Consider the following 19,780-nt stretch of genomic DNA (forward strand, 5'->3'; position numbering starts at 1 on the left):
GAATTTTCGGCCTCCCCATTTCATTACCCTCGTGCAGTCCCGCCGTGCTCGACTCAAGAATTCAGGATGAATGAAGCTCGAACTCCGCGGCATCACCAAACGCTTTGGTGCGTTGGTCGCCAACAACAACATCTCCCTCACCGTTGAGTCGGGTGAAATTCACGCCCTCCTGGGTGAGAACGGCGCCGGCAAGTCAACCCTGATGAACGTGCTGTACGGCCTGTACATCGCCGAAGAGGGCGAAATTCTGCTCGACGACGTGGTGCAGAAATTCGCCGGTCCTGGTGATGCCATGAACGCGGGAATCGGCATGGTGCACCAGCATTTCATGCTCGTTCCGGTGTTCACCGTCGCCGAGAATGTCGTGCTCGGCCACGAACAGACCACCTTCGGCGGACGCCTGGATCTCAGTGCGGCCCGCGCCAAGGTGCGCGAAATTTCCGACCGGTTCGGCTTCGATATCGATCCGGACGCCCTGATCGAAGATCTACCGGTCGGTGTGCAGCAGCGGGTGGAGATCATCAAGGCCCTCTCGCAGGATGCGAAGGTGCTGGTGTTCGACGAACCCACCGCCGTGCTCACGCCGCAAGAGACCGACGAGCTTATGATCATCATGCGCCAGCTCGCCGAGTCCGGCACGTCAATCGTGTTCATCACGCACAAATTGCGGGAGGTGCGCGCCGTCGCCGACCGCATCACCGTCATCCGCTTGGGTACCGTTGTCGGTGAAGCTTCGCCGACCGCGACTAACGCCGAGCTGGCCTCACTCATGGTGGGTCGTGCCGTCGAACTGACCGTGCACAAGAACGCGCCGGAGCTTCGTGGTACCGCACTGTCGGTGAAAAATCTTACGGTCATCGACGCTCGCAACCAGGTCGTCGTCAACAATGTGAGCTTCGACGTGCAGGCCGGTGAGGTGCTTGCCATTGCCGGCGTTCAGGGCAATGGCCAAACCGAACTGACCGAAGCGCTGATCGGGCTGCAGCACCACGTGACCGGGTCGATCGAACTCGACGGAAAACCGTTGCGCGGCCACAGCGTGCGGCACATTCTCGATTCCGGTGTCGGGTTCGTGCCCGAGGACCGCACCGAAGACGGCCTCGTCGCCGACTTCAGTATCGCTGAGAACCTCATGCTCGACCGCAGCTCCGGTGCACCGTTCGTGAAGGGCGGAAACCTCCAGTTGGGATTTCGAGCCAAATTCGCCGCCGAGAAGATTCACGAATTTGATATTCGTTCGCAGGGCAGTGACATGGAAGCTGGCCGGCTCTCCGGTGGCAACCAACAGAAGGTCGTGCTGGCACGAGAACTCAGCCGGGACCTGCGCCTGTTCGTGGCGGCGCAGCCGACCCGCGGGCTCGACGTCGGCTCGATCGAATTCGTGCACACCCGCATTATTGAAACCCGTGACTCCGGAATTCCGGTGATTGTGGTCTCCACCGAGCTCGACGAGGTCGTCGCTTTGGCTGACCGCATCGCGGTGATGTATCGAGGAGAAATCGTTGGAATCGTGCCCGGTACAACCCCCCGCGCCACTCTCGGCCTCATGATGGCCGGCGAACACGCTCCGGCAACGGAGGCCGTACTGTGAGCGACCTGACGGCATCGGCAGCACCGGCTCCGGCCGCTCCGGCTGCCGAACCTGGCCGGAAGGATGGGTCTGATCGCTGGACCCAAACCCTGCGCGATATCACCGGCGGCAGCGCGATGATCTCCATTCTCGCCGTCGTGTTCGCGCTCGTGGTCGGCGCCATTTTGATCGCTTTCACCAACGAACGCGTGCAGGAGACCGCCGGGTATTTCTTCTCCCGGCCGGCCGACCTGCTGCAGGCCGTCTGGGACGCCGTCGCGGGCGCCTATTCCGCCCTGTTCCAGGGCTCGATCTACAACTTTCGGTCCAAGAACTTTCTCACCGCAATACGTCCGCTGACCGAAACCCTCACCTTCGCCACGCCGCTGATCGCGGCCGGCCTCGGCGTCGGGCTCGCCTTTCGGGTCGGAATGTTCAACATCGGTGGTCGTGGGCAGATGCTGATCGCTGCCGGGGCCGCTGGCTATGTTGCTTTTGCGGTCGAGCTGCCGGCCGGCATCCATTTGATTGTCGCCATTCTGGCCGGACTGCTCGGCGGTGCCATCTGGGGCGGAATCGTGGGCCTGCTCAAGGCTCGCACCGGTGCCCACGAGGTGATCGTCACGATCATGCTCAACTTCGTGGCGCTCTATCTCATTCAGTTTCTGCTCCGCACGCCGGGCGCCCTGCAGGCGCCCGGGAGCAACAACCCGAAGACTCCGGCAATGTTGCCCACCGCGGTGTTTCCCGACCTGTTTGGCCCCCGGTACAACCTGCACGCCGGTTTTCTCACCGTCATCGCCGCCACGATCTTCGTCTGGTGGCTGCTCAGCCGCTCCAACCTCGGGTTCCAGTTTCGCGCAGTCGGTCAGAACCCGAACGCGGCCCGCGTCGCCGGCATCAACGTGAAGAACGTTTACATGTACGCCATGGCCATCTCGGGCGCGCTCGTGGGTTTGGCCGGCATCAACCAGGTACTCGGCACGGTGACCACCGGCTTCGGTGCCGGCATCGACGCCGGCATCGGCTTCGACGCCATTACCGTCGCCCTGCTCGGGCGGTCCAAGCCGTGGGGTATCTTCGCCGCCGGCATCCTCTTCGGAGCGTTCAAGGCCGGTGGCTTCGCCATGCAGGCCGCTGAGGGCGTGCCGATCGATATCGTCGTGGTCGTGCAGGCCCTGATCGTGCTGTTCATCGCGGCGCCGCCGCTGGTGCGTGCCATGTTCCACCTGCCCACACCGGGCACCACCAAGAAGCCGAAAATCCGCGCCGTCAAATCGCGCAAGACTAACGAGGTGGTGGCCAAATGAGCACTCTGACAGAGGGCACGGCTCCGGTTCCGGCCTCGGCTCCGATCGTGAAACCGACGGTGAAAATTCGCAGCTGGAAGATTCCGATTACTTTCGGCGGCTTCGCGGTTCTGTCGCTGATCTTGTTCGTCGGGCTCGGACGAGGCCAGCGCGGCGAGCTCAGCACCTTCCGACTGTCCGAAGGTCGCGATCTCATCCAGCTGCCCGAGGTGGCCCTGCCGACCTTCGTTACCGGTGTGTTTGTCGCGATCGTGCTCGTGCTGCTGGCCGCGGTGTCGGCCTGGCTGGTGTACAGCCACCGCAAGATCTCGATCGTGCTGACCATTCTGTTCGCCCTTCTGTTCCTGGTCGGGTTTCTGGCCTGGGCGGCATCGGGTTCGACCATTCCGGTGCCCGGGCTGCTCATCGGTACGGTCACCCTGAGTGCCCCGCTCATCTTCGGTGCCCTCGGCGGAGTGCTGTCTGAGCGGGCCGGCGTCGTGAACGTGGCCATCGAGGCGCAGCTGCTGGCCGGGGCGTTCAGCTCAGCGGTCGTCGCCTCCGCAACGGGCAACCCGTACATCGGCCTGCTCGCCGCAATGGTGGCCGGTGCGCTCGTTTCCATGGTGCTCGCCGCGTTCGCGCTCAAGTATCTCGTCGACCAGGTCATCGTCGGTGTCGTGCTCAACGTGCTCGTGATCGGGCTCACCAGCTTTCTCTACTCGCAGGTGCTCGCCCCCAGTGCCAACCTCAACTCACCGGACGTCTTTCCCCGACTCAACATTCCGCTGCTCAGCGAAATCCCGATCATCGGCCCGGTGCTTTTCCGCCAGACCATCATCGTCTACGTCATGTATGTAGCCGTTGCCGTGGTGTATTTCGGCCTGTTTCGCACCAAGTGGGGCCTGCGCGTGCGGGCTGTGGGTGAGCATCCGCAGGCCGCCGACACGGTCGGCATCAACGTGAACCGCACCCGTTTCGTTGCCGTCACTCTCGGTGGCGTCATCTCGGGCTTCGGCGGAGCGTACTTCACCCTCGGCGCTGTCGGCGCGTTCAACAAGGAGATGACCAACGGCATGGGCTTCATCGCCCTCGCCGCGGTGATCTTCGGCCAGTGGCATCCGATCAAGGCAACCCTCGCGGCCCTGTTGTTCGGCTTCGCCACCAACCTGCAGAACGTGCTGGGCATCATCGGATCGCCGGTGCCGAGCGAATTCATGCTCATGCTGCCCTACGTCGTCACGATCTTCGCCGTTGCCGGGTTCGTCGGCCGCTCCCGGGCACCCGCCGCCGACGGAAAACCGTACATCAAGTGAGTTCGGTGACCGTCGACTGGGCAGCGCTGCGATTGCAGGCCCTCGCCGCCATGAAGACCGCCTACGTGCCGTACTCCAAGTTTCCGGTGGGCGTCGCGGCGTTGGTCGATGACGGACGAGTGATCAGCGGATGCAACGTGGAGAACGCGTCCTACGGCCTCACCCTCTGCGCCGAGTGCGGTCTGGTTTCCGCTCTGCACCGGAGCGGCGGCGGCCACCTCGTGGCCTTCACCTGCGTCGACGGCAACGGCGGCATTCTCATGCCGTGCGGTCGCTGCCGGCAGCTTCTCTATGAACACTCCGCGCCGGGCATGCTGCTCGAGACCATCTCCGGCGTGAAAACCATCGACGAGGTGCTGCCGGACGCCTTCGGGCCCCGCCAGCTCGCCGAGTATCAGGCTGTAAAGGAAGACACGGAATGACCACCATCGAAGCGTTCGACGCTGTCGACCTCATCCACACCAAGCGCGACCGCGGCGAACTCAGCGAAGCGCAGATCAACTGGCTGATCGACGCCTATACGCGCGGTTATATCGGTGACGAGCAGATGGCCGCTATGACCATGGCCATCTTTCTCAACGGCATGAGCCGGGGCGAGATTCGAGCCCTCACCATGGCGATGCTCGCGAGCGGCGAACGCATGAGCTTCGACGGGCTCGGCAAGCCGACCACCGACAAGCACTCCACCGGCGGCGTCGGCGACAAGATCACCCTTCCGTTGATGCCCCTGGTCGCGGTGTTCGGCGCGGCTGTACCGCAGCTCTCCGGCCGGGGCCTCGGGCACACCGGCGGAACCCTCGACAAGCTCGAATCGATTCCGGGGTGGCGCGCCAACCTCAGCAACGCCGAGATGCTCAAGCAGTTGCAGGAGATCGGCGGCGTGGTCTGCGCGGCCGGCAGCGGCCTGGCTCCGGCCGACGGCAAGCTCTATGCTCTGCGCGACATCACCGGAACGGTCGAGGCGATCCCGCTGATCGCCTCCTCGATCATGTCAAAGAAGATCGCCGAGGGCACGGGGGCCCTCGTACTCGACGTGAAGTTCGGCTCCGGCGCCTTTCTGAAAGACATCGAGCGGTCACGGGAGCTGGCCCGCACCATGGTGGAGCTCGGCGAGGATGCCGGGGTGGCGACATCCGCTCTGCTTACCAACATGAACGTGCCGCTCGGTTTTGCTATCGGCAACGCCAATGAGGTGCGCGAATCGGTCGAGGTGCTCTCCGGCGGCGGGCCGAAAGACGTGGTCGAACTCACCGTGGCGCTGGCCGAGGAGATGCTTTCACTGGCCGGAATCACCGGCGTCGACGTGGCGGCTGCCCTGAACGATGGTCGGGCCATGGACAAGTGGCGCGCCGTGATTCGGGCGCAGGGCGGCGACCCGGATGCCGCGTTGCCGGTCGCCCGCGAAACCCACGTCGTACTCGCCGAGCGAAGTGGTGTGCTGGTGGAACAGCAGGCCCTGCCGTTCGGCATCGGGGCCTGGCGGCTCGGCGCTGGCCGGGCGCGCAAGGAGGATCCGGTGCAGCACGCCGCCGGCATCGACCTGCACGCCAAGCCCGGCGACGCCGTGGTCAAGGGGCAGCCCCTGTTCACGCTCAGCGCCGATGAGCCCGCGCGGTTCGCCCGTGCGCTCGAGGCCGTCGCGGGAGCCTGGCGCATCGGCGACCCGGGGGCACCCGTGCAGGATGGCGGTCCGCTGATCGCGGAGCGCATCGGGGGCCGCTAGGCTCATTGCATGCGCGGCCATTCGGGGGTCGGTGCGGCTTGGCCAGGCCGACCACGATGAATTCCGGTCGGCACTAATTCAAAGGGGATATCTTGAGCGATGGTGCACGGCCACGCGTCGTGGTGTTCGGCGACGTCATCGACGACATCGTGGTGCAACCGCATCTGGAGCCGCTGGTCGACACCGACACGCAGTCATCAATTCGTCAGGTTCCGGGCGGTGCGGCGGCCAACGTGTCGGCTTGGCTCGGAAGTACCGGGGTAGCTGTGGACTTCATCGGCCGGGTCGGCGCCATTGACTGTGACTACCACGCCGCCTTTCTCGCTGATTTTGGTGTGCGGGCTCACCTCACTCCCGACGCGACCCGTCCTACGGGCACGATCATCGTCATTGTGGATGAGAACGAGGGCCGCACCGTGCTGATCGAACGCGGTGCCAACCGGGTTCTGACTCCGAACGACGTGCCCGACTCCCTGCTCGATGGCGCTGCGGCGCTGTACTTCCCCCAACACCTTCTGGGTCGGTGCCGTGAGCGCGGCGTTCCCGTCGTCGTGGACCCGGGTTCGGGTGGTCAACTGGCGGAGTTCGGTGTGGCGCATTTCTTGCGGGCGGTGGCGGGGGCATCCGTTCTGTTGCCCAATCTTCCCGAGGGGCGTGCCCTCACCGGGCTCGACGATCCGTTCGACGTTGCGACGCGTCTCGCCGAGAGTTTTGGGCTGGTCGCACTCACCATGGGGGCAGAGGGCGCGGTCGTGGTAGTCGACGGACAGCCTCCGGTGATGGTTCCGGCCGCAGGCGGTGACCGGACCGACGCGTCAGGGGCCGGCGATGCCTTCGGTGCCGGCTTCGTCGCAGCGTGGCTTGAGGGTGCGTCGATGACGTCAGCAGCGGATGCCGGCAGTCGCCTCGCCGCCCGCGCCATCGCGATCGTCGGCGGTCGCCCGGTCTGAGCACCGTCAGGCCGGGCACGAAATTGTCCCGGCACCCAAGCCACCCGATGCCTAAGCTGGAGCTATGCACAAGCGCACCCTCGGACGAACCGGCCGCACCGTTTCTGTGATCGGCCTCGGAACCTGGCAGCTCGGCGCCGATTGGGGCGCCGTGTCTGATGCAGAGGCGACCGGGGTGCTGGCGGCATCCGCTGATGCGGGAATCACCTTCTTTGACACAGCGGATGTCTACGGTGACGGCCGCAGCGAGCGGCTGATCGGGCAATTTCTTGCGAATGACGCCCCGGGCGCTGAGATCACGGTCGCCACCAAGATGGGGCGCCGCGCCGAACAACTCGCTGAGAATTTTGTGCTCACCAATTTTCGCTCCTGGACCGACCGCTCGCGCACGAACCTGGGCATGGACACCCTCGATCTCGTACAACTGCACTGCCCGCCGAGCGCGGTCTTCGACTCCGGCGAGGTCTACGACGCACTCGACACCCTCGTCGATGAGGGCGTCATCAGTAACTACGGGGTGAGCGTGGAGACCTGTGATCAGGCGCTCGCCGCGATCGGCCACCCCGGCGTCGCCACCGTACAGATCATCCTGAACGCGTTTCGGCTCAAGCCGCTCGACGAGGTGCTGCCGGCCGCGCGTGCGGCCGGGGTCGGCATCATCGCGCGGGTTCCATTGGCCAGCGGACTGCTCACCGGCAAATATTCTCGCGAAACCGTGTTCGCCGAGAGCGACCACCGCAACTTCAACCGTGACGGCAGCCACTTCGACGTAGGCGAGACCTTCTCCGGCGTCGACTTCGAGGTGGGCCTTCAGGCCGCCACCGAATTCGCCGCCCTGGCTCCGGCCGGCCTGACCCCGGCGCAGGCAGCGCTGGCCTGGGTCGCCCAGATCGACGGCGTGAGCGCCGTCATTCCCGGGGCTCGCTCGGTCGCGCAGGCGCAGGGCAATGCCACGGCGGGCGTTGCCGAACCACTCGACCTCGCTTTCAACGAGGGCGTGCAAGATATCTACGATCGGCTCCTGCGGGAGCAGATTCACCCGCGCTGGTGATGCGGCGTCGCCTGTCGGGCGGCCTCGGGCCTGCCTTCAACAACCTGTTCACGGCGAGCCTCGCGAGCAATCTTGGGGACGGTATCGCGCGTACGGCGCTGCCCCTGCTCGCGGCGCGGCTCACCGACGATCCTCTGCTGATCGCCGGTATCGCTGCCATGGCCATGCTGCCCTGGCTGCTCTGCGCCATCCCGGCCGGAATTCTGGTCGACCGAATCGACCGTCGGATCGCGCTCGCGCTCGCCAACACCGTGCGCATGATCCTCGCCGTCGCCCTCTGCGTGCTCACCGCGACGGATGCCCTCACCATCGTCTGGCTGTACGCCCTCATATTCATCTATGGCGCGTTCGAGACCGTGTATGACGGGGCGACCCGCGCGGTCGTTCCCAGCATCATCGGCCGCGCCGACCTGCCCCGGGCCAATTCCCGCATCGAGGCCGGCGAGCTCCTGGTGCAGAATTTTCTGGCCGGACCGCTCACCAGCCTGCTGTTCGCCGTGTCAGTGCTCATTCCGCTCGGTGCGAATGCGCTGGCTTTTCTGGTCGCTGCAGCGCTGGCGCTGTTCCTGCCCAAGATTGCGTCGGGCCGGCAGCACGCTCTGGTCGGCGACAGAAGCGAAGCGGCCTGGTATCGCCAGTTCGTCGACGGCTACCGGTTTATCGTGAAGAGCCGCATGCTCGTGATTCTCTGGTTGCTGAGCACGGTGGTTGGGCTGGCGTTCTCGTTCGCCACGGCCAGCTTTGTATTGTTCGTGCTGGGACCGCTCGAGGTGCCGGAGGCCTGGTTCGGAGTTTTCATGCTGAGCGGCGCGATCGGCGGCATCGTCGGATCCGTTCTCACCGCTACGCTCAAGAACCGCCTGAATGCCGGGCCGACCATGGCGATCATGCTCGTCCTGAGCGGCCTGGCGTTCCTGATTGTTGGCCTCTGGCCCAACCTCTGGGTGACCGTGATCTTCTTCGCGGTCAGCAGTGGCGCGGTGACTGTCTGGAACATTCTGGTGATGTCCCTGCGGCAGAGCATCATCCCCGGACACCTGCTCGGGCGCGTGCACGGTACCTGGCGCACCCTGCTCTGGGGAGCGACACCGATCGGGAGCGTGCTCGGCGGCTTGGTCGGGCGCATCGATCTTGCCTTGCCGTTCATCATCGGCGGCGTGGTCGCGACGGTGCTCGGCCTCGTGTTCTACCGGTTTGTCAGCCGGCTGCCGAACGCCGAAGACGTGCCAGACCCGCTTGGGCCGGACGCCCTCGTTCCCCTCTAGGGCTCAATCGAGGTCGTCGGGATCCTTGCCGGTGCGTTCGCCGCTCTCCAGACCGGCAATGGCCGCCAGGTCGTCGGCGTCGAGCCGAATGTCGAACACATCGATGTTGGCGCGAATGCGCGCCGGTGTGACCGACTTGGGAATGACCACGTTGCCAAGCGCGAGATGCCAGGCGATCACGATCTGCGCGGCCGACTTGCCGTGTTTGGCACCGATCGCATCAAGGGCCCGGTTGCCGATTGCACGCCCGCGAGCCAGCGGCGACCACGCTTCGGTCAGGATGCCGTGGGCCGCGTCATACGCGCGCACCCCCGCCTGCGGAAGCCACGGGTGCAACTCCACCTGATTGAGCACCGGCACTATCTCGGTCTCATTCAGCAGTCGGTCGAGATGGTGCGGATGAAAGTTCGACACACCGATCGAGCGGGCGCGGCCCGTGGCCCGGATGGCCTCGAGCGCCCGATAGGTCTCGACGTAGCGATTCTGGGTCGGGGCCGGCCAGTGGATCAGATAGAGGTCGACGTAGTCGAGGGCGAGTTTGGCCAGGCTCTCGTCGAACGCTTTCAGCGTCTCGTCGTAGCCGTGGCGATCGTTCCACACCTTGGTGGTCACGAACACGTCCTCGCGGGGCACGGCCGAGCGCGCGAGCCCCTGCCCGACGCCGACCTCGTTCTCGTAGAGGGCTGCGGTGTCGACGTGGCGGTACCCGGCGGCCAAGGCGACCTCGACGGTGTCGGCGGCGAGGGCATCCGCTACTTTGTAGACCCCGAGACCGAGCTGGGGGATCAGGTGGCCGTCATTGAGGGTGAGGGAGGTCATCCCTCAATGTTAGGAGACCTGAATCTGAATGGGCTCGGTGTCGGGGATGGGGCTCACGTCGCGGCCGCGCAGGTCGGGGTGCCAGCGACGGCCTAGCGCGGGAATGATGCAGCCGAGGGCGGCGAAACTCGCGGCGACGTAGATGGCCGAGACCGGGCCGGAGTGGTCGATCGAGAACCCGGCGATGGCGGAGCCCATGGCGGCGCCGATCAGCTGGCCGGTGCCGACCCAGCCGTAGGCTTCGGCGGTGTCGCTGAACTTGACGCTCGCCGAGACGATGCCGAACAGAACGGCGAAGGCGGGGGCGATGCCGACCCCGGCCAGGAGCAGGGCAAAGGACAGCCACCAGAAGGTGAGCCACAGGCTGGCCAGGGCGAGGCCGATCGTGACGATGAGCATGCGGGCAGCGAGCGCCCACGGGCCGATCGGGGCGTGGCCGAGCGCGAGCCCGCCAATGAGCGAACCGATCGCGAAGATGCCGAGTACCCAGCCAGCGTCGGCGCTGCCGTGACCGAATACCGCGACGACCCCCGCCTCTACCGCGGCGCAGGCCGCGACCAGCGTGAACCCGACTATGGTGCTGAGCAGTACCTCGGGCTTTTTGAGCACGACGCCGAGCTTGCGCCGGCTGCGCGGGATGCGGACCCGGCCGACCTCGGGCAGCGAGACGAACCAGATTCCGCCGGCCACCAGAAAGAATGCGGCGAGCAGGATGCCGGCGGTCGTCGATACCTGCAGCGCCACGAAGGTCGCGATCACCGGCCCGAGCACCCAGATGATCTCCTGCGCCGAGGCGTCGAGCGAGAACAGCGGCGTGAGCTGGCGGGAGTTGACGATCTTGGGGTAGATCGTGCGCACGGCCGGCTGGATCGGCGGGGTCGACAGCCCGGCGACGAATCCGATGAGCATCAGGCTCAGCACCGACAGCGGAACGAGGGCCATGACCACGATCGACACGGCGCAGATGAACATGGTCGCGATGATGACGGGGCGCATGCCCAGCCGGCCCATCAGCCGGCTGGTGAGGGGACCGGCAATGGCCTGGCCGATGCTCATCGCGCCGAGAACGAGCCCCGCTGCACCGTACGAATCGAAGATGCGCTCGATGTGAATGAGAAAGGCGAGGGAGAGCATTCCAAAGGGAAACCTCGCCGTCAACTGCGCGCCGATCAGGCGGGATACGCCCGGAGTGCGCAGAAGAGTCCAGTAACTTTTCACAATGATTTCAGTCTAGGGTCGGTCGGTCACTTTGCGTCCGACCCCCACCGTGAGGCCAGGCATGCCATACTAAGGTAATGCTTACCTTACCGATCGTGACCGGTCCCGGCGCTACGGCGGTCGCCGACCGCCCGGCCTACCGCCCCTATCGCGCGACGGTCGTCGGCATCCGCTTATTGAGTGAACATTTCACCCGGGTGACCTTCTTCGGTGCGCACTTCGACACCTTCGGCACGGCCGGGCTCGACCAGCGCGTCAAGATCGTGTTTCCGCTTCCGGGCCGGGGTCTCTCCGACATCGGCGCCGACCACGAGGAAACCATTGCCACGGGCCGCTGGTATGACCGCTGGCGTGCGCTGCCCGACGCCGATCGCAACCCGTTTCGCACCTACACGATTCGTGCCGTGCGCCCCGAGCAGCGTGAACTCGACGTGGACTTCGTCACCCACGCCGGTCACGGCCCGCTCGGCCCGGCCGCGAGTTGGCTACAGGCCGTTTCCATCGGCAGTGACGTTCTCATCGTCGGGCCCGACGAGCGCAGCCCGGGCCGGGCGATCGGCCTCGACTGGCACCCGGGCCAGGCGACCGACCTGCTGCTGGCCGGCGACGAGACCGCCGCCCCCGCCATCTGCAGCATCCTCGAAAGCCTGCCTGCCGGCCGCCGCGCCCGCGCCTTCATCGAGATGCCCACCGGGGCGGACGCCCTGCCCCTCGTTCCGCCCGCGGGGTGCGAGATCACCTGGCTGGCCCGCGATCGGGCACCGCACGGAGAGCGCCTCGACGCCGCCGTGCGTGGCTGGGTCGCGAGCAATCGCGCCCTGGTCGAGGCCGCGGTCGCGGCGGCTGCGCAGCCGCTCGCCGAGGTCGACGTGGACTGTGACCTGCTCTGGGAATCGCCCACCGAAGAGAACGGGGCCGGGTTCTACGCCTGGCTCGCCGGAGAATCCTGCACGATCAAACTCCTGCGACGCTTTCTGGTTAGCGAGACCGGCATCGACCGCTCGAGGGTGGCTTTCATGGGCTACTGGCGGCTCGGCCGGTCCGAAGCTCAATGACCCTGGCTCTCGAACGACCCGTGGCCGTGCCCGTGTCACCGCGCGCCCGCCCGCGTCGGGTCGTCATCGGCTTCGCGCTCGCCGTCGTGTTGCTCGCGCTCAGCGTGGCCGCATCGCTCCTGGTCGGCACCCGCGATATCGCGCCCGGCATCGTGTGGACCGCCCTGTTCAGCCCGGACCGCACCCTGACCGACCATGTCGTCATCTTGGACTTGCGGGTACCGCGTACCGTCGTCGGCCTGCTCGCCGGCCTCGCCCTCGGCCTGGCCGGCGCCCTCATGCAGGGCGTCACGCGCAACCCCATCGCCGACCCGGGCCTGCTCGGCGTCAACGCGGGCGCCTCGCTGTTCGTCGTCGCCGGGATCGCCTGGTTCGGCGTGACGTCCTCCCTGGGCTACGTCTGGTTCGCCTTCGCCGGCGCCGCAGTGGCTGCCACCATCGTGTATCTGATCGGTTCGCTCGGCCGTGAAGGCGCGACGCCGGTCAAGCTCGCCCTGGCCGGAACCGCGCTCACTGCAGCATTCACCTCGCTCATCACCATCGTGCTGCTCGCCGACACCGAAACCTTCGACCGCTACCGGTTCTGGGCGGCCGGCTCCCTCGTGGCACGAGGCCTCGACGCGGCCCTGCCGCTCGCGCCGTTCATCGTGGTCGGTCTGGTGCTGGCGATTGTGGCCGCCCGCATGCTCAACGCCCTCGCGCTCGGCGACGATCTCGCCCGCGGCCTCGGCCAGAACCTCGTGGTCGCCCGAATCGTCTGCGCCGTCGCCATCGTGCTGCTCTGCGGCGCGGCGACGGCGATGGCCGGCCCGATCGTGTTCGTCGGCCTCGCAGTGCCGCACGTCGCGCGCTGGATCACCGGCCCCGACTACCGGCTGATCATCGCGTTCTCGGCGCTGTTCGGCCCGACCCTGCTCGTGGCGGCCGACGTGCTCGGACGCCTCATCGCCCAGCCCGGCGAAATCGAGGCAGGTCTCGTCGTCGCGTTCCTCGGCGCGCCGGTGCTGATCGCTCTGGTGCGTCGCGTGAAACTGGCCGGCCTGTGATGACACTGCCGCAGAAAGCGGATGCCGCCCTGCGCGCCGTCCCCCCTCGCGCCGTCCCCCTTCTGGCCCACGCGCGCGCCCAGCGCGGCCGGCGCAGCCGGAGCGTCGTGCTCGTACTTCTGGCTGCCCTCGTGGTTGTCGCGGCGTTCAGCCTCGCCGTCGGCGCGTACTCGCTCAGCGTTCCCGACCTGCTGCGAACCCTGACCGGTCAGGGAACCCAGAGCGAGAATTTCATCGTGCTCTCGCTGCGCCTGCCCCGACTGACCCTGGCAGTGCTCGTCGGTGTGGCGTTCGCGCTCTCCGGCGCCGTGTTCCAAACCGTGTTGCGCAACCCGCTCGCCAGCCCGGACATCATCGGAGTCACCGGGGGAGCGAGCGCCGCCGCCGTCTTCGGCATGCTCATCCTCGGCTTTGGAAGCGTCGCCACCTCCCTCGCCGCCTTCGCCGGAGCTATCATTGTCGCCTGCGCCATCTACCTGCTGGCCTGGCGCGGCGGCGTGGTCGGCTACCGCTTCGTGCTGATCGGCGTGGGCGTCGCCTTCATGGTGCAGGGCCTGCTCGGCTACCTGCTGTCGCGCGCCGACCTGAACGACGCCCAGGGCGCGCTGCTCTGGCTGGTCGGCAGCGTCAGCGGCGCCCGCTGGCAGGACATCGCCGTCGTGGCCCTCGTTCTGCTCGTGTTGCTGCCGGTTATTCGCCTGCTCAGCGGGCCTCTGCGCGCCCTGCAACTCGGCGATGACCTGGCCTCGAGCCTCGGCGTCGGGGCCGAACGCACCCGACTCCTGCTGCTCGTGATCGCCGTGGCCCTCGCTGCGACGGCCACCGCGGCGGTCGGCCCGCTCGCCTTCGTGGCCTTCGTGGCGGCTCCGATCGCCCGACGAGTCCTCGGCACCGGCGGCCTCGCCCTCATTCCCGCGGCACTGATCGGAGCGCTCATCACGGCCGTGGCCGATTTCACGGCCCAGCACCTGCTGCCCGGGCAGCTCGAACTCCCCGCCGGAATCATCACGGGCGCGATCGGCGCACCCTATCTGCTCTGGCTGCTCGCCACCAGCAACAAAACCGGAAAGGGTGCCTGATGACCCCGCGACTGCGCGCCGAAGGCATTACCCTCGGCTACGACCACACGCCCATCATCGACGGCCTCGATCTCGAGGTTATCCCCGGTGCGATCACGGTCATTGTCGGCGCCAACGCCTCCGGCAAATCCACCCTGCTCAAGGGACTCTCCCGATTGATCAAACCGGATGCCGGCCAAGTCACCCTGGATGGCCGCAACATCGCCGCGCTGCCCGGAAAAAAGGTTGCGACCGTCGTCGGACTGCTGCCGCAGCAGCCCGTCGCTCCCGACGGCATCACCGTGGCCGACCTGGTCGGCCGCGGTCGCTACCCGCACCAGGGCTGGTTTCGGCAGTGGTCGAGCACCGGCGACGAGATCGTCGCCGCGGCGATGGTCGCCACCAACACGCACGAGCTCGCTGCCCGCCGCCTCGAAGACCTCTCCGGCGGGCAGCGGCAGCGGGTCTGGATTGCCATGGCCCTCGCCCAGGACCCGGAGATTCTGCTGCTTGACGAACCCACGACATTTCTCGACGTGACCCACCAAATAGAGGTGCTCGACCTGCTGCTCGAGCGCAACCGCGAACACGGAACGACCGTCGTGATGGTGCTGCATGACCTCAACCTCGCCGCCCGCTACGCCGACCACCTCGTCGTCATGCGCGCCGGCAAAATCGTCGCGACTGGCGCGCCCGCAGACACGCTCACCGCCGAGATCGTGCGCTGTGCCTTCGACCTAGAGGCACGGATTGTGCCAGACCCGGTCTGTGGTGCGCCCATGGTCGTTCCGATCGGCCGGTTCCATGGGCGAGCGGCCGACACTGATCCAGCGCCCGTCGATCCTGCACCGTCGACTCGTTCCCGGGTACAGCAGCAGGTATAAATTTAGGGTAGGCTAGCCTAAGTAATAAAGTTAACGAACTGGAGAACTTCGTGTCCCGACGCCTGACCATCACGCTCGCTGCCGCAGCGAGCATCCTCGCTCTGGGGCTCGGCGGATGCACCGCCGCCGATGACCCGACGGCTGGCGCCGCCGACGCCGCGGCATCCGGCAGCTTTCCCGTCACCATCGAGCACGCCTTCGGCGAGACCACGATTGACGAGCAGCCGACCCGCGTCGTGGCCTGGGGCTGGGGAAGTGCCGATGACGCGATCGCGCTCGGCGTGACGCCGGTGGCGATTCCGTTCCAGAGCTACGGCGGCGACGAGGACGGCCTACTGCCATGGATCGCCGATGCGCTCAAGGGCGAGGAAATGCCGGTCGTTCTGCCCGACACCGAGGAGCCGCCCTACGAGGACATCGCCGCGGCCGCACCCGACGTGATTCTCGCCGCGTATTCCGGTATCACCGAAGAGGAATATGACCTGCTCAGCAAGATCGCTCCGGTCGTCGCCTACCCGGGTGAGCCCTGGGCCACTCCGTGGCGCGACCTGATCGAGATCACCGGCACCGCACTCGGCAAGAGCACCGAGGCGACCGCTCTGCTCGCGTCGATCGACACCGAAATCGCCGACCAGGCCGCCGCGCACCCCGAATTCGTCGGCAAGACCATCGCCCTGACGAGCGACAGCGACGGAACCTTCTACGTCTATAAGAAGGAAGACCCGCGCGTCGCGTTCACGCTCGGCCTTGGCTTCGTCAGCGCCCCCGCCGTGGACGAGCTCGCCACCGACGAGGCCAGCTTCTACTACACGCTCAGCTACGAACAGCTCGATCGGCTCTCCAGTGATTTGCTGGTCAACTTCGGCTCCACTCAGGAACAGTCGGATGCGTTCCTGGACGCGAGCTACTCCCAGGCGATGATGCAGGTGCAGGCCGGCACGGTCGCCAGCCCGGTCGGCGCCGCGTTCATCAGCTCGGTCTCGCCGCCCACAGGGCTCTCGCTGAGCTGGGGCCTCGACGACTACGTCACCCTGCTCGCGGCCGCCGTCAACCAATAGCGCATCTCGAATGCGGATGCCGCGGCGCCTACCGGGCGCGCGGCATCCGCTTTGCATATGGCTGCGCCCATATCAAGCCGTCGACAGGACCAGTACCTAGAAGTCTGACTCGCCCGACTCGTCGACGACGTCGAGGCGCTTCTGAAACTCCAGGTACCCGATCGCTTCCCAGTCCTTGTCCAGGTCGAACTGCGGTTCGTAGCCGAGCGCGCGGTAGAGCGCTACGGCCTCCGGCTGGCGTGCACCGGTGGTCAGCACGATCGAGCGGATGCCGCGCCGCCGGCCTTCCGCCTCCAGCTCGGCCATCACCAGGCGGGCCAGCCCCCGGCGGCGGTGCGCGGAGTGCGTCCACACCCGTTTGACCTCGACCGAGTCAGGTTCATCGGCCCGCATGAATGCTCCGCCGGCCACCGCCTGCCCGTTTTCGACCAGGAGCAGAAAAGTGCCGCCGTCAACCGGCTGAAATCGCCGCGCCGGATACCGGCTGAGTTCGACCGACGACGGAACGCCGTCGTTCAGACCGTAGCGCTCGTCGTACTCCCGTGACAGCTCGGCCACCAGGGGAGCGGCGAGCGGGTCGGTGGGGGAGGTAAACAGAATATTCGGTCTGGGGGTGGGCACTACTCGACGATAGATCCCGGGCATCCGCTCGTCAAAATTTCGACCTACGGGCACACTCTCGAATCTGGTGCGTACGAGGGTGCACTAGGCTCGTTAGGTCTTATCCGCGTGCGGATTCACTGGCGAATCCGCGCATTTTCGAACACATATAGAAGGAAGTGCCATGCGCGCACGCTACATTGTTCCGGCATTCGCCGCCGCAGCCGTTCTGCTGCTGACCGGCTGTGTCGACAACTCCACTCCGGCGGCCACCACCACGGATGCCGCCGCCACCATTGACGCGGACGCCACCGCGGTCGCGCTGCTCCCCGCCTCGATCAAGAGCGCGGGCGTGCTCATCATCGGCACCGATGCCGCGTACCCGCCGAACGAGTTCAAAGACGAGTCGGGCGCCCCGATCGGCTGGGGGATTGAACTCTCCGACGGTATCGCCGCCAAACTCGGCCTGACGACCAAGTACCAGATCGCGTCGTTCGACAACATCATTCCGAGCATCACCGGCGGCACCGTCGACATCGGCGAATCGTCGTTCACCGACAACCTCGAGCGCGAGAAGCAGGTCGACTTCGTCAACTACTACAACGCCGGCATTCTCTGGGCCTCGCCCACCGGAACGACCGTCGACCCCGACAACGCCTGCGGCCTGACCGTCGCTGTGCAGTCGGGCACGGTCGAATACACCGACGAGCTCCCCGCCAAGAATGATGCCTGTCTGGCCGCCGGCAAGGAAAAGATCGAGGTTCTGCCCTATGGTTCGCAGGACGAAGCGACCAACGCCGTCATTCTAGGCAAGGCCGCCGCCCTCAGCGCTGACTCGCCCGTCACCCTGTACGCCATCTCCAAGGCCGACGGCAAGCTGGAGCCGGCCGGCGAGAGCTTCGACACTGCTCCCTACGGCATCACCGTCAACAAGGGTTCCGACCTGACCAAGGCCGTGCAGGCTGCCCTGCAGTCGATGGTTGACGACGGTTCCTACGGCAAGATCCTCGACAAGTGGGGCGTCACCGATGGTGGCATCGACACCATAACCATCAACGCCGCGTCCAACGGCTAGAGAGCGCGAATTTCATCATGACTGACACTGCCGTGAGCGGCGGCAAGACGGAACCCGGAATTAAGGCGATTCGCCTGCGCCACCCGTGGCGCAATACGTTCGCGGTTGTGTTACTGCTCATCGTTGCGCTGTTCGTCGTCGATGCGGCGATGCGACCGGCCTACGACTGGCCGGCGGTCGGCAAGTACCTGTTCGACCAGCGCATCTCGCAGGCGGCTTTCGTCACCCTGCAGCTCACCGTGTACTCCATGATCATCGCGATCATCCTCGGCGTGACGCTCGCCATCATGCGGCTGTCGCCGAACCCGGTGGTCAACAGCATCGCCTGGGTCTACCTCTGGGTGTTCCGCGGAACCCCGGTGTACGTGCAGCTGGTGTTCTGGGGCCTGATCGGAACTATCTACCAATCCATCGATATCGGGCTGCCGTTCACAGAACCCTGGGTGTCGTTTCCGACCCGGGTTGCGCTGTCCGCCTTCGTCCTCGCGATCGTCGGGCTCGCGCTCAATGAGGCCGCCTACATGGCCGAAATCGTGCGTGCAGGGCTGCTCTCGGTCGACAGTGGCCAGGAAGAAGCCGCGACAGCGCTCGGCATGAGCTGGTTCCAGACAATGGTGCGCGTCATCGTTCCGCAGTCGATGCGGGTGATAATCCCGCCGGCGGGCAACGAGGTCATCTCGATGCTGAAGACCACCTCGCTCGTGACGGCCATCCCGTTCACCCTCGAGCTCTACACCCGCTCCCGCGATATCGCCGCCGTGACCTTCGAGACCGTTCCGCTGCTGATTGTCGCGTCGATCTGGTACCTGTTTTTCACCTCCATTCTCATGGTCGGCCAATACTTTCTGGAGAAGCGCTTCGCGCGCGGCATCGGCGATCGCCGCCCGGACAAGAAAGCGGATGACGCCACCGCCGCCATGACCGGCGTCACGCCGGTCGTCGGCAGCGGTCAACCCACCGTAGTGCTGCCGCCCACCGACCCGCACAAGGGAGACCGCTGATGCCCGATACCCCGATGGTGGTCGCCGACCGCGTCTCCAAGAGCTTCGGCTCCAACGAGGTGCTCAAGAGCATTTCGCTCGAGGTGAAGCGGGGCGAGGTCATGTGTCTGGTCGGGCCCAGCGGTTCGGGCAAGTCCACCTTTCTGCGCTGCATCAACCACCTCGAGGTCGTCTCGGCCGGTCGGCTCAGCGTCGACGGTGAGCTCATCGGCTACCGCGAGGCCAATGACAAGCTCTACGAGATGCGCCCGAAGGAGGCCGCCCGGCAGCGCCGCGACATCGGTATGGTGTTCCAGCGGTTCAACCTGTTTCCGCACATGACCGCGCTGCAGAACGTCATGGAAGCACCCATCCGCGTCAAGGGCCTGTCCAAGGCCGGGGTCGAAGCCAACGCGCGCGCCCTGCTGGCCAGGGTCGGCTTGGCTGAACGTGCCGACTACTACCCGGCGCACCTCTCCGGCGGCCAGCAGCAGCGGGTTGCGATTGCGCGTGCCCTCGCCATGGAACCCAAGCTGATGCTGTTCGATGAGCCCACCAGTGCGCTCGACCCCGAGCTCGTCGGCGAGGTGCTCGACGTCATGCAGGGCCTCGCCCGCGACGGCATGACCATGATCGTGGTCACCCACGAGATGGGATTCGCCCGTGAAGTCGCCGATTCGCTCGTCTTCATGGACGGCGGAGTCGTCGTGGAGAGCGGCGTTCCCACCGAGGTGCTCGCGAACCCCCAGCACCATCGCACCCAGGCCTTCCTCTCCAAGGTGCTCTAGCCCCGCGCTCATTACTTTCCGGGCCCGGGCCCGGA

The 19,780-nt window shown here is 66.2% G+C and carries 19 protein-coding genes; 16 read left to right on the forward strand and 3 right to left on the reverse strand.

Features of this window, described 5'->3' with window-relative positions; translation table 11 throughout:
- Positions 1-70: 70 nt before the first annotated feature.
- The 8 genes from QMF22_RS02480 to QMF22_RS02515 all read left to right on the forward strand — a co-directional run bounded on the left by QMF22_RS02480 (position 71) and on the right by QMF22_RS02515 (position 9,164).
- Positions 71-1,591 carry an ABC transporter ATP-binding protein gene (locus QMF22_RS02480; RefSeq protein ID WP_283450005.1) on the forward strand — a complete coding sequence of 507 codons (1,521 nt, stop codon included), beginning with the start codon at positions 71-73 and terminating at the stop codon, positions 1,589-1,591.
- Entirely contained in the window at positions 1,588-2,880 is a 1,293-nt protein-coding gene (locus QMF22_RS02485) for an ABC transporter permease (RefSeq protein WP_502846895.1), read from the forward strand. The genes QMF22_RS02480 and QMF22_RS02485 overlap by 4 nt, the downstream gene beginning before the upstream one ends.
- A complete protein-coding gene (locus QMF22_RS02490; protein ID WP_283450007.1) occupies positions 2,877-4,175 on the forward strand; it encodes an ABC transporter permease in 1,299 nt (432 codons plus the stop codon). Before QMF22_RS02485 ends, QMF22_RS02490 begins: the two co-directional genes overlap by 4 nt.
- 5 nt (positions 4,176-4,180) lie before the next feature.
- On the forward strand, positions 4,181-4,597 hold the full coding sequence (locus QMF22_RS02495; protein ID WP_283450734.1) for a cytidine deaminase: 417 nt from the start codon (positions 4,181-4,183) through the stop codon (positions 4,595-4,597).
- A complete protein-coding gene (locus QMF22_RS02500) occupies positions 4,594-5,898 on the forward strand; it encodes a thymidine phosphorylase (protein WP_283450009.1) in 1,305 nt (434 codons plus the stop codon). The genes QMF22_RS02495 and QMF22_RS02500 overlap by 4 nt, the downstream gene beginning before the upstream one ends.
- Positions 5,899-5,990: 92 nt before the next feature.
- Positions 5,991-6,848: a carbohydrate kinase family protein gene (locus tag QMF22_RS02505; RefSeq protein ID WP_283450010.1), complete on the forward strand. Its 858-nt coding sequence runs from the start codon at positions 5,991-5,993 to the stop codon at positions 6,846-6,848.
- 64 nt (positions 6,849-6,912) lie between these two features.
- A complete protein-coding gene (locus QMF22_RS02510) occupies positions 6,913-7,899 on the forward strand; it encodes an aldo/keto reductase (RefSeq protein WP_283450013.1) in 987 nt (328 codons plus the stop codon).
- Complete coding sequence (locus QMF22_RS02515) at positions 7,899-9,164, forward strand: MFS transporter (RefSeq protein WP_283450735.1); 1,266 nt, start codon at positions 7,899-7,901, stop codon at positions 9,162-9,164. Before QMF22_RS02510 ends, QMF22_RS02515 begins: the two co-directional genes overlap by 1 nt.
- Positions 9,165-9,167: 3 nt before the next feature.
- On the opposite strand, the gene QMF22_RS02520 is transcribed toward QMF22_RS02515, so the two are convergent.
- Together QMF22_RS02520 and QMF22_RS02525 are read right to left on the reverse strand one after the other, a co-directional pair.
- A complete protein-coding gene (locus tag QMF22_RS02520; protein WP_283450015.1) occupies positions 9,168-9,983 on the reverse strand; it encodes an aldo/keto reductase in 816 nt (271 codons plus the stop codon).
- A 9-nt stretch (positions 9,984-9,992) separates the two neighbouring features.
- Positions 9,993-11,201, reverse strand: coding sequence for an MFS transporter (locus tag QMF22_RS02525; RefSeq protein ID WP_283450017.1), 1,209 nt, complete (start codon positions 11,199-11,201; stop codon positions 9,993-9,995).
- Between the two features lie 77 nt (positions 11,202-11,278).
- On the opposite strand from QMF22_RS02525, the gene QMF22_RS02530 reads away from it, so the two are divergent.
- The 5 genes from QMF22_RS02530 to QMF22_RS02550 are packed head-to-tail and all read left to right on the forward strand — an operon-like array spanning position 11,279 to position 16,302.
- Positions 11,279-12,256 carry a siderophore-interacting protein gene (locus tag QMF22_RS02530; protein ID WP_283450019.1) on the forward strand — a complete coding sequence of 326 codons (978 nt, stop codon included), beginning with the start codon at positions 11,279-11,281 and terminating at the stop codon, positions 12,254-12,256.
- Positions 12,253-13,302 carry a FecCD family ABC transporter permease gene (locus QMF22_RS02535; protein WP_283450021.1) on the forward strand — a complete coding sequence of 350 codons (1,050 nt, stop codon included), beginning with the start codon at positions 12,253-12,255 and terminating at the stop codon, positions 13,300-13,302. Before QMF22_RS02530 ends, QMF22_RS02535 begins: the two co-directional genes overlap by 4 nt.
- Positions 13,302-14,381 (forward strand): FecCD family ABC transporter permease, encoded by a 1,080-nt coding sequence (locus QMF22_RS02540; protein WP_283450736.1) that lies wholly within the window; start codon positions 13,302-13,304, stop codon positions 14,379-14,381. Before QMF22_RS02535 ends, QMF22_RS02540 begins: the two co-directional genes overlap by 1 nt.
- The gene (locus tag QMF22_RS02545) at positions 14,381-15,244 is read left to right on the forward strand and encodes an ABC transporter ATP-binding protein (RefSeq protein ID WP_283450023.1); all 864 of its coding nucleotides are present in this window, start codon (positions 14,381-14,383) and stop codon (positions 15,242-15,244) included. The genes QMF22_RS02540 and QMF22_RS02545 overlap by 1 nt, the downstream gene beginning before the upstream one ends.
- Before the next feature lie 50 nt (positions 15,245-15,294).
- Complete coding sequence (locus QMF22_RS02550) at positions 15,295-16,302, forward strand: iron-siderophore ABC transporter substrate-binding protein (RefSeq protein ID WP_283450025.1); 1,008 nt, start codon at positions 15,295-15,297, stop codon at positions 16,300-16,302.
- Positions 16,303-16,398: 96 nt separating this feature from the next.
- On the opposite strand, the gene QMF22_RS02555 is transcribed toward QMF22_RS02550, so the two are convergent.
- Positions 16,399-16,923 (reverse strand): GNAT family N-acetyltransferase, encoded by a 525-nt coding sequence (locus tag QMF22_RS02555; RefSeq protein WP_283450027.1) that lies wholly within the window; start codon positions 16,921-16,923, stop codon positions 16,399-16,401.
- Between the two features lie 163 nt (positions 16,924-17,086).
- Between QMF22_RS02555 and QMF22_RS02560 the strand changes: the two genes are divergently transcribed.
- The 3 genes from QMF22_RS02560 to QMF22_RS02570 are packed head-to-tail and all read left to right on the forward strand — an operon-like array spanning position 17,087 to position 19,745.
- Positions 17,087-17,977 (forward strand): ABC transporter substrate-binding protein, encoded by an 891-nt coding sequence (locus QMF22_RS02560; RefSeq protein WP_283450029.1) that lies wholly within the window; start codon positions 17,087-17,089, stop codon positions 17,975-17,977.
- A gap of 17 nt (positions 17,978-17,994) precedes the next feature.
- Positions 17,995-18,978, forward strand: a complete 984-nt coding sequence (locus QMF22_RS02565) for an amino acid ABC transporter permease (protein ID WP_283450031.1) — start codon at positions 17,995-17,997, stop codon at positions 18,976-18,978.
- Positions 18,978-19,745, forward strand: coding sequence for an amino acid ABC transporter ATP-binding protein (locus tag QMF22_RS02570; RefSeq protein WP_283450033.1), 768 nt, complete (start codon positions 18,978-18,980; stop codon positions 19,743-19,745). Before QMF22_RS02565 ends, QMF22_RS02570 begins: the two co-directional genes overlap by 1 nt.
- The last annotated feature ends 35 nt before the right edge of the window (positions 19,746-19,780 follow it).

Source organism: Cryobacterium sp. PH31-L1 (genome assembly GCF_030063145.1).
Taxonomy (GTDB): Bacteria; Actinomycetota; Actinomycetes; order Actinomycetales; family Microbacteriaceae; genus Cryobacterium.

Bases quoted from the DNA above. Each gene is read 5' to 3' on its own strand.
- QMF22_RS02480 (WP_283450005.1), top strand. From the start codon at position 71: ATGAAGCTCGAACTCCGCGGCATCACCAAACGCTTTGGTGCGTTGGTC.
- QMF22_RS02520 (WP_283450015.1), bottom strand. From the start codon at position 9,983: ATGACCTCCCTCACCCTCAATGACGGCCACCTGATCCCCCAGCTCGGT.
- QMF22_RS02500 (WP_283450009.1), top strand. From the start codon at position 4,594: ATGACCACCATCGAAGCGTTCGACGCTGTCGACCTCATCCACACCAAG.
- QMF22_RS02530 (WP_283450019.1), top strand. From the start codon at position 11,279: ATGCTTACCTTACCGATCGTGACCGGTCCCGGCGCTACGGCGGTCGCC.
- QMF22_RS02565 (WP_283450031.1), top strand. From the start codon at position 17,995: ATGACTGACACTGCCGTGAGCGGCGGCAAGACGGAACCCGGAATTAAG.
- QMF22_RS02545 (WP_283450023.1), top strand. From the start codon at position 14,381: ATGACCCCGCGACTGCGCGCCGAAGGCATTACCCTCGGCTACGACCAC.
- QMF22_RS02570 (WP_283450033.1), top strand. From the start codon at position 18,978: ATGCCCGATACCCCGATGGTGGTCGCCGACCGCGTCTCCAAGAGCTTC.
- QMF22_RS02540 (WP_283450736.1), top strand. From the start codon at position 13,302: ATGACACTGCCGCAGAAAGCGGATGCCGCCCTGCGCGCCGTCCCCCCT.
- QMF22_RS02510 (WP_283450013.1), top strand. From the start codon at position 6,913: ATGCACAAGCGCACCCTCGGACGAACCGGCCGCACCGTTTCTGTGATC.
- QMF22_RS02560 (WP_283450029.1), top strand. From the start codon at position 17,087: ATGCGCGCACGCTACATTGTTCCGGCATTCGCCGCCGCAGCCGTTCTG.
- QMF22_RS02535 (WP_283450021.1), top strand. From the start codon at position 12,253: ATGACCCTGGCTCTCGAACGACCCGTGGCCGTGCCCGTGTCACCGCGC.
- QMF22_RS02515 (WP_283450735.1), top strand. From the start codon at position 7,899: ATGCGGCGTCGCCTGTCGGGCGGCCTCGGGCCTGCCTTCAACAACCTG.
- QMF22_RS02490 (WP_283450007.1), top strand. From the start codon at position 2,877: ATGAGCACTCTGACAGAGGGCACGGCTCCGGTTCCGGCCTCGGCTCCG.